A 13,834-nucleotide genomic window follows, 5' to 3' on the forward strand; every position below is an offset into this window, starting at 1 on the left:
GGTGCGGATGGTACGGATCCCGCGAGGGGTACAACGGTCGTGCGGAGCCTTGAGTTCCCGGACCTGGTCGCCGGGCCTTGTCAGGGGCGCGTGGTCCGCGTCTAGGCGGTCAGTCTGCGCATGAGGCGCACTCCCTGGGCCGGCTTCATGTGCGGCAGGTACGCCTTGCCGATCGCCCGTGTGATGTTGGGCAGGGCCGCCGGGTCCCGGTAGCACATGTACAGGGGCCGGTACTCGGGCTGGAACTTCGCCTTGAAGTTGAGCAGGGAACGGAAACCGTAGACCGGCTCCAGGGTGCGGCCCGCGTAGTCCAGCAGGCGTTGCAGAGCGGCGGGCGGCTTCGCGGTGTCGGAGCGGGCCAGCGGTGCTCCGGAGAGGCTGAGGAACTGCGCGCCCTCCTCCTTGAAGCCGAGCGCGGCGGACGCGATCAGGAACTCCATCGAGCCGCGGAACCCGTCGGAGCGGCGCCGCATGAAGTCCAGGGTCCAGCCCACGGGCGGGGCCGACGGGCTGCCGGCGGCCTCCCCGGTTTCCTCGACTGTGGTGTTTCCGGCGTCTCCGTAGACAGGCATCCAGCTCGTGATGCCATGCACCGTGCGGTCCTCGTCGACCGCGAGCAGGCAGCGCACATGGGGGTCGTCGAGCTCGTCGAGGCCGCCGAGCGTGAAGCCCATCTCCGGAAGGCCCTTGTCCGCCACCCACTCCTCGGAGATCGAGCGGATCTGGTCGGTGAGGGCGAGGGGAGCCTCCGGGAACGTGTGCCACTCCGCGGTGATGCCCTCCTTCCTGGCCTTGTTCATGGCCGTGCGGACGTCCTGCCACTTCTTGCCGGTGAAGGCCAGCTGCGGCAACGGCACGACGGTGTCCTCGGCGACCTGTACCGAGCTCCAGCCCAGCGCATCCGTACGGGCCCTGACATCGGCCGTCACGCTGTAGAAGCACGGTGTCCAGCCGCGCCGGTCGCAGTACGCGGCGAAACCGCCGATCGCCTCCCCGCGCGCGGACGGCACCCCGAAGGGGCCACCCGTCGTGAGTGCGACCGTGGAGTGCACGCGGTAGGCCACAGCGGCCCGGCCGTCCGCCGAGAACCAGTAGTGGTTGCCCGGCCACGTCGTCAGATACGAGAGCGTGGAGCCCCCGTGCGCGGCGAGCAGCGCACGCGCGCGCGTGGCCGCGTCTGGGTCGGCGTGCAGGAGTGGCCGCCGGAACGCCATGAAGAGAGCGATCAGGGTGACCACCCAGAACAGCATTCCGCAGTACTCGTACAGGGACAGCGCCGTGCCGCCGATCGGGACGGGGGCCCGGCCGCGGAAGAAGAACGGTTCGTAGCTGGGCGGCAGGAACTGTGCGGGGATGCCCGCGATCAGCTTCGAGAACGTCGCGGTGGGCGTGAACTGGTCACGCACCGCGTAACCGATACCCACGTATGCCAGGCAGGACAGCAGAAACGTGCCGCCCGCGGCCCCCGCGAGCCACCCCACGGTGGTCCGCGAAAGGCGCTGGTCGAAGAGGTGCCGGGCGAAGAGGAGCAGCACCAGGACCAGCAGCGGAAGCATCATCTGCTCGCTGACCGACTGGATCATCGCGGCCTTCCGGTCGGACAGGTCGCTGCCCTCCAGGACGTACCGGTCCGGATGTGAGACGACGTCGCTCAGCAGATACGCCATGAGCCCCAGCCACACCACCTGAGAGGCCACGGTGATCCGCCAGGACGGCCGCAGCCCGCGACGAAGCCCCTCGGCGAGTACGAGCAGCAGCAAGGGGATGGCGATCCCCATGAGCATCGCGGGGGACCCGTAGAAGTGGTCCTGGGCGTGGACGCGGGCGCAGTCCGTACTGCCCGCCCGGACGCAGGCGTCCGCGACCTCCTGGGGGCCCGGACCTCCGGAGACGTACAGATCGAGGACGTTGAACGGGCCGTAGGAGTCCTTGTAGAGCGTGGCGATGAGCGGGCCGACGGCGGAGGCGGCCACCACGAGGGCCACCAGGACCCGGCCCTCGGAGTGGGAGGCGTGCGGCATCCGCAGGCGGTGCGTGTGCCGGTGGGCGAGCACACCGAGCCCCAGACCCACGACCACGCCGCCCAGCCGTAGCACCCCCTGGAGATGACCGACGTACAGCGCGAGCATCAGCGGGAACACGATCAGGCACAGCTGGAGCCTGCGCCGCCACAGGGCGTTGAGCCGGAAGCTGAGGAAGGCGCCGACGGCACAGGCGCCGATTCCGGGCGTTGCCGTCAGCTTGTGCGACAGATCGCTCAGCCAGTCCTCACCGGCCAGCGCGCACAGCTTGACGACGCCGATGCCGAGCAGTGAGCCGAGCACCTGGCCGAGGACCAATACGACGGCGGTACGCACGGAGCCCATACGCTGCTCGGCCGCGGAGCCCACGAGGAGCAACAGCAGCGTGGAGCCGATGTAGTTGCCGATTCCCGGACACCAGAGCATCGAGGTGAGCGGGGTCCACCAGCGGCCGTCGGCGAGTGCGGGCACGCCCACGCCGACATCGTTCAGGAGGGTGGTGGAGGGCCCGGAACCGAGGCTTGCGGTGAGAGCGCCCACGGCCCACAGCGCCACGACCATGAACACGGTGACCGGAGCGCGGCGTACCGGTTCGAGTGCCCGGCCGGCGGCGTGCAGCCAGCGCACCGGACCGTGCTCGCCCGGCGGTGCGAGCGGAGCCGCCGGGGCCGGCTCCTGCGCACCGGCGTCGGCGGAGGCCTCGGGGGTCGTCATCCCCCGAGCCCATCAGGCTGCCCGGCCCGGCACACCCCCAGCTGCGCCGAATGGGTGGAAACGCCCTTCCTGCCCCGCCGGAGCCTGATCCATTCCCGCTCTTTTGTGTAATGGCGCGGGCACGCTTCGTGCTGGAAGGCTGGGGTGACCAGATCACCGCAGGTATCCGGGAGGGCAAAGCCAATGTCGGTAGGCGAAGAGATCCGTACTGAGTCGGAGAAGCCGCAGCAGAGTCTCGGCACATCCGCCGCGCGGAATCTGGCCACCACCACCAAATCCGCGCCACAGATGCAGGAGATCAGCTCCCGCTGGCTGCTGCGGATGTTGCCCTGGGTCCAGGTGCAGGGCGGCACGTACCGGGTGAACCGCAGGTTGAGCTACTCGGTCGGCGACGGCCGGGTGACCTTCGTGAAGACGGCCGACCGCGTACAGGTGATCCCGGCCGAGCTCGGTGAGCTGCCGGTGCTCCGGTCCTTCGACGACCAGGAGGTGCTGGGGGAGCTGGCGCAGCGGTGTCAGCAGCGGGAGTTCGCCGCCGGGGAGGTCCTGACCTCCTTCGGCAGCCCGGCGAACGAAGTGTTCCTGCTCGCGCACGGCCGCGTGGAGAAGATCGGCTCGGGGCCGTACGGGGACGACACGGTGCTCGAGACGCTCGCCGACGGCTCCTACTTCGGCGAACAGGCACTCACCGACTCCGAAACCATCTGGGAATACACCGTGCGCGCGGTCACCGCGTGCACCGTCCTCACCCTGCCCCGCCAGGACCTCGAACAGGTCGCGGAGCGAAGCGAATCGCTGCGCGGCCACCTCCAGCGGCTGCGGTCCATCCCGGCCCAGCGCACCAATGAGTTCGGTGAGGCGTCCATCGACCTGTCGGCGGGCCACGTCGGTGAGGCCGTCCTCCCGGGCACCTTCGTGGACTACGAATCGTCGCCGCGTGAGTACGAACTGAGCGTCGCGCAGACCGTGCTGCGCATCCACACCCGCGTGGCCGACCTCTACAACCAGCCCATGAACCAGACGGAACACCAGCTGCGGCTGACCGTCGAAGCGCTCAAGGAGCGCCAGGAGCACGAACTGATCAACCACCGCGAGTTCGGCCTCCTGAACAACTGCGAGTACGACCAGCGGATCCAGCCCCACGACGGCGTCCCCGGCCCCGACGACCTGGACGAACTGCTCAGCCGAAGGCGCGGATCCAAGCTCTTCCTCGCCCACCCGCGCGCGATCGCCGCGTTCGGCCGCGAACTCAACAAGAGGGGACTCGTCCCCGAGACCATCGATGTGGGAGGCAACAGGATTCCCACCTGGCGTGGGGTGCCGATCTTCCCGTGCAACAAGATCCCGATCACCGACACCCGTACGACCTCCATCATCTGCATGCGTACAGGAGAGGAGGAACAGGGTGTCGTCGGCCTGCGCCAGACCGGCATCCCGGACGAGATCGAACCGAGCCTTTCGGTGCGGTTCATGGGCATCAACGAACAGGCGATCATCTCGTACCTGGTGTCGACGTACTACTCCGCGGCAGTGCTCGTACCCGATGCGCTCGGCGTCCTGGAGAACGTCCAGATCGGACGCTGGGAGTGAACCAGCGGCCGTGTCCGCGGGTGTGGCGCGGGGTACACCCCCTCCGTACGCGCCCACAGGTCGAGGAACCGCCACCGTCCGCATCCTTCACGGGGTGAGTCCATGACGGACACGACGACGGACACCGCGTCAGGCACCGCGACGGGCACCGCGGCAGACAAGGCAGTGACACCGGCGGGTGGGACGGCACGGGTCCCGGGGCCGGGAACCGGCCTCGAACCCTGCGAGGGGAACGAGGCCGCGGAGATCCTGGCCTCGGCACGGACCCACGTCGATCCGGAGCTGCGCAGGGCGATCGACTCGCTGCCCGAATCGTTGCGCCGGATCGCGCTCTACCACTTCGGGTGGGAGCACGCGGACGGCACACCGGCCTCGGGGAACGCGGGCAAGGCGATCAGGCCGGCGCTCGTGCTCACCGCGGTACGGGCGCTCGGCGGGGAGCCCGCCGTGGCTGTACGGGCTGCGGCAGCCGTGGAGTTGATCCACAACTTCACGCTCCTGCACGACGACGTGATGGACCGCGACACCACACGCAGGCACCGGCCCACCGTGTGGACCGTGTTCGGCGAGGCCGGCGCGATCCTCACCGGCGACGCCATGCAGGCACTGGCGCAGCGGCTGATAGCCGAAGACCCTCACCCGGGGGCGTCGGTGGCGGCAGCACGCCTCGCCGCCTGCGTCGAGGAGCTCTGCGCGGGCCAGCTGGCGGACTGCGCACTGGAGGACCGCAGCCCGGACGAGGTCACGCTGGAGGAGTGTCTGGCCATGGCCGAGGCCAAGACCGGGGCACTGCTCGGCTGCGCCTGTGCGGTCGGGGCGGTGTATGCGGGAGCGGGGGCGGAGGAGGCCGACGCGTTGGACGGGTTCGGCCGGGAGGCGGGGCTCGCTTTCCAGCTCATCGACGACGTCATCGGCATCTGGGGTGACCCCGGCCGCACCGGCAAGCCCGCGGGCGCCGATCTCGCGGCCCGGAAGAAGTCCCTGCCGGTCGTCGCGGCCCTGGCGTCGGGCACGCCGGCCGCCGCGGAACTGGCCGAGCTGTACGGGAGGCTGCCCGGCAAGGCAGGGGCGGGAAACGGCGCCTCGGGGGGCGACACATCGGGGGGCGACAAGGCGGAAGGAGTTCTGGAGTATGCGGCACGTGCGGCCCGCGCGGTGGAGAGCGCGGGCGGTCGTGACTGGGCACAGGTGCACGCGGCCGACCGGATGTCCCGGGCGGTGGGCCAGCTCGCCAGGGCGGTCCCGGACCCGGAGTCGGCAGGGGGTCTGCTGGCACTCGCCGAGTTCGTGACGCGGCGTACGCACTGACGGGGCGGGGGCGGGGCGGGGACTGTAGAGGGGAGGCGAGGGAGGGAGGAAGTTCGCAGGGGGGAGGGGCGGGAGGAGGCGTCGGCTGGAGACGGGTGAGAGGAGACCAAAGGGGGGAGGAGGTGGAGTCGCGGGGGGCCTTCCCTGTGGACGGGGGCATTCACTTACGCTGCAACCGGCGTGGCCGGGCCGAGAGTTGAGGGCTGGTGTGCGCGTGGTCGGAAGTGGGCGAGTGGTTGGGGGCGGGCTGTGGGTGTGGCGATACGGAGAGCCGGGGAGGGCGACCGGGAGGACGTGGTGCGGCTGCTCGATACGGCGTTCATGCAGGACCCGGTGAGCAGCTGGATCTTCCCCGAGGAGGGGCACCGCCTGCGCACGCACAGAGGGCTGATGCGGGCCTTCTTCCACATCGCGCTCAGCGAGGGATATGTCGACGTCACCGAGGACGGCTCGGCCGTGGCGCTGTGGTGGTCCGTGTCGGCGGGGGCGCTTGAGGGTGATGGAGAAGGACCGGGGGACGTCGGAGGTGATGGAGGTGCCGGAGGTGATGGAGGTGATCGAGGGGGTGTTGAGGACGGGCCCGCGTGGCTGCGGCAGGTCGTGGATCCCGGTAATGAACGCCTGGAGCTGGTTGGGCGGTTGACGGAAGCGATTCATCCGAACGACAGGGCTCACGAATACCTGCACCTCATAGCCGTGCATCCGGATCGGCAGGGCGAAGGGCTCGGTACAGCACTCGTAACCGGTGTGCTCGAACGCTGCGATCGCGAGGGGCGACACGCCTATCTGGAGGCGAGCAATACGCGTAGCCGCGACCTGTACGCACGACTCGGATTCAGCTTCATGGGCACGACGCTCGATCTGCCGGACGGCCCACGCATGTGGCCCATGTGGCGTGAGCCGAGGGTGGCCGGGGCGTCGGGCTGACGGGTGAGGAGACATTCCAGTCGGGCGCCCGCTGTCCGGTGGCCCGACCGGTAAGGTCCCACGGATCGTTGGTGTCGGCCGTTTGGGGAGCGCGTGTTGAGAGCGCGATGGGGTGTACTCGCCGTGGTGGGCGCGGTGTTGGCGGGCTGTGGCACCGGAGCGGGTGGCGGTGCCGGTGGCGGTGGCGGTGTCGATTCCGAAGTCGGTGGAGGTGCTGGGTCGGGTGACTCCGGATCCGTGCCGGGGGATGCGCGGGGAGTCGGTGTGCCGCGCGTGAAGAGTGTCCGTGATCTGCCGGAACTACCGCTTGATTACTACGAGTTCACCAGTCGGGACAACAGGCGCATCGGGCAGGCGCGGCAGCGGGTGGCGCGGCGGTGTATGCGGTCCCTCGGGTTCGCAGACTTCCCGCTCGACCCCAAACCGCAGGTCAGTGGGGGAAGGAGCACCGTCGCGTTGGCGATGACCACGGTGGCCCCGTACGGGATGCTCAATCTCGACCATGTCCGCCGGTGGGGCTATGGCGTCGACCCGGATCGTGTGAGAGACGTGAAGGTGCAGACGCGGCCGAAGGGGCGGGCGCTGACGCAGGAGGAGTACGAGGTGCTGTATGACCTCGGCGAGGGGCGCGGCGGCCATTCCGAGGTGAACGGACGCAAGGTCCCCAAGGGTGGCTGCGCCGCTGAGGCCATGAGGCGGATCATGGGGGACGCGGCCGCGTCTGCGCGGCTCTGGGGGTACGTGCAGGGGCGTACGCAGGAGATCGGCAAAGCGGTCGCCAAGGACCGGCGGGTGCGGGGGGCCTTCGGTGACTGGTCGCGCTGTGTGGTGGACAAGGGCTTCAAACGGTACGAGAACCCGAAGCAGGCCTACCTGGACAAGGCTTGGCGCAAGGGGCGGACGGACGGCAGTACCAGTCGTACGAAGCGGGAACTGGGCACGGCTGTCGCCGATGTGGAGCGCAACCGGAAGCTGAATACGGCCGGAGTGTGGTGGGCCGTCAGCAACGAGAAGCAGCGTGAGGATCTACGTCGCCACAAGTCCCGGTACGCGGCTGTGCGCAAGGAGCAGGAGCGCGTACGTGCCAAGGTTCGTGACGCGCTCGGCGAGGACTGAGAGCGGACACACGCGCCCAAGCCTCGGCTCACGCCCAGACCCCCCAGACTCCTCGGCTCACGCCCGGCCCCCGAACCCCCGGGCCCCCGGCTCACGCCCAGCCCCGGCTCACGCCCATGCCCAGGCCGCGCCCCCGTCCGCGCCCGAGCACCGCACCGGACGCTCCGCAAGGTCACCCTGGGGCACGTGATAGACACGTGTGATGACGATCTGCGGACGGGCGTTCGATGTCGTACTGAGTGATCTCGACGGGGTGATCCGCTTCTACGACATGACGGAGCTGGAGGAGCTGGAGCGCTCGGCCGGTCTGGTGCGGGGCAGCACGGCCGAGGTGGCCTTCCGGCCCGAGACCGACATGCCGTTGATGCGTGGTGAGATCACCAAGGAGCGGTGGGTCGAGTCGATCGCGGACGGGCTCGCCGACCGGGTGTCGTGGGCGCGCGGGTATGAGCTCGGGATGACGCTGGCGCAGGCCAAGTTCCGGGCCGATGAGGTGGTCGTGGGATTGCTCAGGCAGGTCCGCGCGGCCGGGGTGCCCGTCCTGCTCGTCACGAACGCGACTCCGTGGCTCGCCGACGACCTCGCTCAGCTGGGTCTGACCGGCCCGGACGGGTTCCTGCACGACGTGATCAGCAGCGCCGACATCGGCATCACCAAACCGGACCGCCGCATGTACGAGGAGGCGGCGGAGCGGGCCGGTGCCGCCCCGGACCGGTGCCTCTTCGTGGACGACCGGCAGGAGAACGTGAAGGCCGCCGTCGCGCTCGGGATGACCGGCCTGCTCTACCGCGAACCGGCCGACCTGCGAACGGCGCTGGCCCCGCTGATCTGACCGGTGCGCACGCCGCCCGCCCGGCCCACCCCGCCCACCCCGCCCATCCCGCCCATCCCGCCCACCTCTACGTACGCGCGTACTCCGCGAAGTCGTCGAGCACCGCGTTCAGGTGTCGCAGGGCCGCTGTCACCCGCGCGGGGACGGCGAAGAACGGGTCGTCGGGCACCGGCAACGATCCGGCGAGTGCCAGGCCGCGGGCGCGGGCCCACGTCGCGTCATCCATGTCGACCGCCGCGCGGAACGCCTCGCGCGCCTCGGCGGGCAGGAACATCCAGGTGGGGATCAGGTCGCAGGCCGGGTCGCCGACGGCGAGCGTGCCGAAGTCGATGACGGCGCTCAGGTGGCCGTCGACGGCGAGGAGATTGCCGGTCGCGAGGTCTCCGTGCAGCCACACCGGATCGCGGTCCCACGCGGGCGCCGCCAGAGCCGCCTCCCAGACCGCCGTGACGGCGTCCGTGTCGACGATGCCGGCCAGTTTCGTGATCTTGGACCGTACGAGGGAGTCGGCGGCCAGTGCGTCACATTCGGTGCCCACGCGCTCGCCGCGGAAGGCGTTGCTCAGGTCCGGGGCGGGGCCGCCGGTGGCGTCGATCTTGTGCAACGCCCGGACGAACCCGGCCAGCTCATGCGCCGCGCGTACCGGGTCGGCGAGTCCTTCGGTCGTCGCGGCCTCGCCGTCCAGCCAGCGGTAGACCGACCACGGGAAGGGGTAACCCTGTCCGGGGCGGCCCGCGGCGATCGGTGTCGAGACGGTGAGCGGCAGCTGTGGGGCCAGCCATGGAAGCCACCGCTGCTCGCGCTCGACCTGCCCGGTCCATCGGGGATACCGGGGCAGTCGTACGGACATGTCGTCACCGAGCCGGAACGTCGCGTTGTCCATGCCGGGCAGCGGTACCGACGCCACGGGCAGTCCGGCCCACTGCGGGAACTGCTCGGCGAGCAGGCGGCGGACGAGGTCGGCGTCGATCTTCACGTACAACTCCTGTGGTGGTGGACGGGCTTGGGTGGGCGGGGCCCTGGGCGGAGCTCACGCGCGGGTGATCATTACTGTTCTCCTCGGTTGTCACGTTTGTGTGGGGTGGGTTCGTCATACCTATGACGGGCCGCGAGGGGAGAAAGTGACAGATGGACGAGAACGGATCCGCGCAAGTCGCGCTCGCGGCAAGGTTCGAGGAGCACAGGCCCCGGCTGAACGCGGTCGCCTACCGCATGCTCGGCTCGCTGAGCGACTCCGAGGACGCGGTGCAGGAGGCGTGGTTCCGGCTGAGCCGCACCGAGGGCGGCCCGGGGCCGGGGGAGGTGCAGAACCTGGGTGGCTGGCTGACCACCGTCGTCGGCCGCATCTGCCTCGACCAGTTGCGCTCGCGGCAGTCCCGGCGCGAGGACTCCCTGGACGCCTCACTCCAGACCTTCGGCGAGACGCACATTCCGGACCCGGTCGTGAGGCGCCTGGACACGGTCGACCCCGAGCAGGAGGTGCTGCTCGCCGACTCGGTGGGCCTCGCGCTCCTTGTCGTACTCGACACGCTGGCGCCCGCCGAGCGGCTCGCGTTCGTGCTGCACGACATGTTCGCCGTGCCCTTCGACGAGATCGCGCCCATCGTGGAGCGTTCGACGGCGGCGACGCGACAGCTGGCAAGCCGGGCGCGCCGCCGCGTGCAGGGTTCCACACCGGCCGCCGAGACCGATGTGGCCAAGCAGCGCGAAGTCGTCGAGGCCTGGCTGGCCGCCACGCGCGCCGGCGACTTCGACGCGCTGCTCGAACTCCTCGACCCGGACGTCGTGCTGCGTGCGGACACCGGCGAGCTGTCCTCGGGCCTGTCGAAGGTGGTCCGGGGCGCCGCCGCGGTGGTCGGGCAGGCGAAGATGTTCGCGCGGGTCGCCGCCGACCAGCATCTCGTGCTGATCAACGGCCTGCCCGGCATGGTCGGGATGCCCGGCGGCGAGGCGGTCGCGCTGGGAGCCTTCACGGTGGTGGACGGCAGGATCGCGGAGATCAACATCATCGCGGACATCGCGCGGCTGAAGCGGCTCAACCTTCCTGCGGTGGGCGCCTGATCACGACCTGATCCAAGGAGGGCGTCAATGCCCCACGGCGCCCTCCCGGCTCCCCCGCGCCGCCCGACTCCCCTGCCCCTCGCGTCCCCCGCCGCTCGTCCGGCGCACCACTCGCAACAGGTACTCCTTGCGGTTGAGCGGGTCGTGGTCCGTCCGCTCGCGCGTCGGGGGCGTGTCGCCGCGTACCGGCTCGTAGTGGTCGAAGGCCGTCTCCAACTCGGCCTCGCCGCGCGTCAGTCCGGGGAGCAACTGTTCCAGCGCGTGCACGCGCTGCGCGGGTACGTCCCCTTCCAGGCGGTACGACGCCCCGGCCGCCGTCGGCGTGTGCGGGACGGCCCGCAGCCGCGCGAGGGCGGGCAGGACCGCCCCGACCGTGTCGGCGGGCACGTCGAGCCGGAAGCGGTGCATCGGCTCGTACACCGCCGTGCCCGCCGCTCGCAGCGCGTCCATCAGCACGAGCGGCGTCAGGTTCCGGAAGTCTCCCGCTGTGCTCGACATGCTCTTGTCGAAGGTGCCGTGGGCGTGGCTCTGCCGCGGCCAGTACCCGCAGTGCGTCATCGTGACCGCGCAGTCGGGGACGCGCCAGCCGTAAAGGCCCTGCCGCAGTGTCTCCCCGACGGTTTCCTCGACGGCGCGGAAGAACGCGTACGGCATCGAACCGAGCTCGACGCCGAGCCGGAACAGCACACCGGCGCCGACCGGCGCGGGCTCCACCCGCAGTCCGACCGTGGCGAGGAACGGATTGGGCTCCTTGTCGATGAGCTCGAACGCCGAGCCGGTGCCGACGACCCGTTCCACGCAGATCGTCGTCGTCTCCCGGAAGGCGACATCGAGCCCGAAGTCCTCGGCGAGCGTCGCCTGGATGACCTCCTTCTGGACTTCGCCGTAGAGCGAGACCGACACCTCCTGGCGGATGTCGTCCTGCCGCAGGTCGATCAGCGGGTCCTGCTCGGCGAGCTGGGTGAGGGCCAGGTGCAGGGCGCCGCGGTCGGCGGGGCGCAGCGGGGAGACGACCGTCTCCAGGGTCGGCGGCGCGAAGAAGTGGGCGCTGGGCCCGACCCCCTCACCCGGCACGCCGATCACGTCCCCGATCCGGATGTCGCCGAGCCCCCAGAGCCTGCCGATCCGCCCCGCCCTGACCTCGGGGCCGCGCACGTCCGTGCCCCGGTCGAAGACGTTGACGGCGGTGACCTTGCCCTCGCGGCGGGTCGCGTGACCGTGCTCCCCGTAGGTCGTGATGTCCAGGCGGTCACGCGTGCGGACCGTGCCAGAGAACATCCGTACGTACGCGATCTTCTCCCCGGCCGCGCCGCGCTCGACCTTGAAGACGCTCCCGGAGACCGGCCCTTCGGCATCGCCGGGCGAAGAGGGCAGCAACTCCCTGATGCCGTCCATCAGTTCCGCGACTCCCATCCCCGTCACGGCCGAGCCGAAGAACACCGGGTGCACGAGCGCGCGACGGGTCTGACGGGCCAGTTCGGTGCGGAGACGGTCGTAGGAGAGGGACGTCGCGTCGTCGAGGTACGCGGCGAGGAGCGCGTCGTCGTGGCTGGTGAGCAGGTCGGTGAGGCGGGCGGTGTGGTTCTTCGGCCCCGTTCCCGCACGGGGATGCGCGGCGTACGCGGTGAAGTCGGCCTCGCGCGTCCCGAGGCCGGAAACCGTGCCCATCGGGACGATGTCCGGGGTCAGCCGCTCGGCGATGTGCCGCAGGACGCCCTCGTACCGCGCGCCGCGGCGGTCCGCCTTGTTGACGAAGATCAGCGTGGGGATGCGCAGCCGCCGCAGCGTCCGCAGCAGGACGCGGGTCTGCGCCTGGACGCCCTCCACGGCGGAGATCACGAGCACGGCGCCGTCGAGCACACTCAGGACCCGCTCCACCTCGGCGATGAAGTCCGGGTGGCCGGGGGTGTCGATCAGATTGACCGTGACGCCGTCGCCGGGCATACCGTCGCCCGCCGTGCCGTCGCCCGGCGTACCGTCCCGCGCGCCCCCTCGCGGCGCCTCGATGACGAAGGAGACGACGGCGGACTTGATGGTGATGCCGCGTTGCCGTTCCAGGGCGAGTGAGTCGGTCCGGGTGTTTCCGTCGTCGACGCGGCCGATCTCGTCGATCACTCCTGCGGCATGCAGGAGCCGCTCGGTCAGGCTGGTCTTACCGGCGTCGATGTGGGCCAGGATGCCCAGGTTCAGAAAGTGCGGAGCACATGAATGCACGTACCGTCATGTCCTTTGCGGAAGTGGGAATTCCTTTCGTGTGGGACATGCACGAACGCCGCATTTCGTCTCCTTCGCAGGTACATCGCTGATTGCGCCGGGCCCCGCAGGCTCCGACAGGACCAGTGCAGCAGGGTCGGCCGGGCGCCGCAAATGGTTTAGCCCGCGCGTACGGCAGGTGCGTACGGCCCGCGCGTACGGCCCGTGCGTGGCGGGCGAGGGTCAGGACGGACCCGTGCCGCCGCCCGCCGTGCCGCCGCCGTCCGTGCCGCCGCTCTCCGCGCCGCCCCCGCCGACGTTGTTGGCGTCCAGACGCAGTCGGCGGGCCAGGACGTCACGGGCGACATCGAGGAGCGGGCGGTCGTGGCTGTAGGCGTAACCGCGCAGCCGGACCAGGGCGTGGTCGCAGTCGGTCTCCAGCTGGGCGGCGAGCATGCCGGTGGCCTGGTGGACCTCGGCGAAGTGCAGGCCGGGATCGTCGAGCAGCGGGGCCTGCGGGAGCCCGGCGTCGGCGGCGGTGGCGATGGCGATCTGCGCGATGGTGTCGGCCAGCCGGAACGCCTCGGTGAGCTGCTCGGTGGTCATTGCGCCGGGACGCGTGCGGTGACCGGTGAGGGCGCCGAGCGAGATGACCCCGATACGCAGCGGGAAGGAGAACACCGCGCGTACGCCGAGACCCTGGATGGCGACGGGCAGACCGGGCCAGCGTTCGGGTGCGAAGGTGGAGCCGTCGCTCACGTCGGGCAGCAGGAGCAGCGCGCCGTGCCGGGCCGCGTCCAGGCTGGGGCCCTGGCCCTGGACCTGCTGGAGGTCCTCAAGGGCGAGCGAGCGTGCCCCGAAGGACTGCACCAGCTCGGCGGGGCCGCCTCCCGGGGACAGCAGCAGGCCGAGACCGTCCAGGCCCAGCATGTCGGCGCAGGCCTCCAGCGGGAGCGGCGCGAGGCCCGGCCCCTTGTGCGAGCTGAGGGCACGCAGGTAGTCGGCCATCACCGGATGGGTCACCGGACACCCTCCGTTCCCGGTGCGGTGGCGTGACTTGGCGGACACGACC

Annotated in this window: 10 protein-coding genes; 6 read left to right on the plus strand and 4 right to left on the minus strand. The window is 70.6% G+C overall.

Going from position 1 to position 13,834, the window contains the following annotated elements; genetic code table 11:
- Positions 1-101: 101 nt before the first annotated feature.
- Complete coding sequence (locus ACFVYR_RS06780; RefSeq protein ID WP_384249162.1) at positions 102-2,735, minus strand: phosphatidylglycerol lysyltransferase domain-containing protein; 2,634 nt, start codon at positions 2,733-2,735, stop codon at positions 102-104.
- Between the two features lie 183 nt (positions 2,736-2,918).
- On the opposite strand from ACFVYR_RS06780, the gene ACFVYR_RS06785 reads away from it, so the two are divergent.
- The 5 genes from ACFVYR_RS06785 to ACFVYR_RS06805 all read left to right on the plus strand — a co-directional run bounded on the left by ACFVYR_RS06785 (position 2,919) and on the right by ACFVYR_RS06805 (position 8,508).
- A complete protein-coding gene (locus ACFVYR_RS06785) occupies positions 2,919-4,325 on the plus strand; it encodes a family 2B encapsulin nanocompartment shell protein (protein WP_384249159.1) in 1,407 nt (468 codons plus the stop codon).
- Positions 4,326-4,427: 102 nt separating this feature from the next.
- Positions 4,428-5,633 (plus strand): family 2 encapsulin nanocompartment cargo protein polyprenyl transferase, encoded by a 1,206-nt coding sequence (locus ACFVYR_RS06790; RefSeq protein WP_384249157.1) that lies wholly within the window; start codon positions 4,428-4,430, stop codon positions 5,631-5,633.
- Positions 5,634-5,882: 249 nt separating this feature from the next.
- Complete coding sequence (locus tag ACFVYR_RS06795) at positions 5,883-6,560, plus strand: GNAT family N-acetyltransferase (protein WP_384249155.1); 678 nt, start codon at positions 5,883-5,885, stop codon at positions 6,558-6,560.
- A gap of 456 nt (positions 6,561-7,016) precedes the next feature.
- Positions 7,017-7,676 (plus strand): hypothetical protein, encoded by a 660-nt coding sequence (locus tag ACFVYR_RS06800; protein ID WP_384249152.1) that lies wholly within the window; start codon positions 7,017-7,019, stop codon positions 7,674-7,676.
- A 202-nt stretch (positions 7,677-7,878) separates the two neighbouring features.
- Positions 7,879-8,508, plus strand: coding sequence for an HAD-IA family hydrolase (locus tag ACFVYR_RS06805; RefSeq protein WP_384249150.1), 630 nt, complete (start codon positions 7,879-7,881; stop codon positions 8,506-8,508).
- Between the two features lie 67 nt (positions 8,509-8,575).
- On the opposite strand, the gene ACFVYR_RS06810 is transcribed toward ACFVYR_RS06805, so the two are convergent.
- Entirely contained in the window at positions 8,576-9,484 is a 909-nt protein-coding gene (locus ACFVYR_RS06810; protein WP_384249148.1) for an aminoglycoside phosphotransferase family protein, read from the minus strand.
- A gap of 152 nt (positions 9,485-9,636) precedes the next feature.
- On the opposite strand from ACFVYR_RS06810, the gene ACFVYR_RS06815 reads away from it, so the two are divergent.
- Entirely contained in the window at positions 9,637-10,569 is a 933-nt protein-coding gene (locus ACFVYR_RS06815) for a sigma-70 family RNA polymerase sigma factor (protein ID WP_384249145.1), read from the plus strand.
- Between the two features lie 24 nt (positions 10,570-10,593).
- Here ACFVYR_RS06815 and ACFVYR_RS06820 read toward each other — a convergent pair whose 3' ends face one another.
- Both ACFVYR_RS06820 and ACFVYR_RS06825 read right to left on the minus strand, forming a co-directional pair.
- Positions 10,594-12,783: a GTP-binding protein gene (locus ACFVYR_RS06820; protein WP_384249143.1), complete on the minus strand. Its 2,190-nt coding sequence runs from the start codon at positions 12,781-12,783 to the stop codon at positions 10,594-10,596.
- A 222-nt stretch (positions 12,784-13,005) separates the two neighbouring features.
- On the minus strand, positions 13,006-13,785 hold the full coding sequence (locus ACFVYR_RS06825) for an ANTAR domain-containing protein (RefSeq protein WP_384249141.1): 780 nt from the start codon (positions 13,783-13,785) through the stop codon (positions 13,006-13,008).
- Positions 13,786-13,834 lie beyond the last annotated feature (49 nt).

Origin of the sequence: Streptomyces sp. NPDC058284 (genome assembly GCF_042881135.1) — a bacterium.
Lineage (GTDB): Bacteria > Actinomycetota > Actinomycetes > Streptomycetales > Streptomycetaceae > Streptomyces.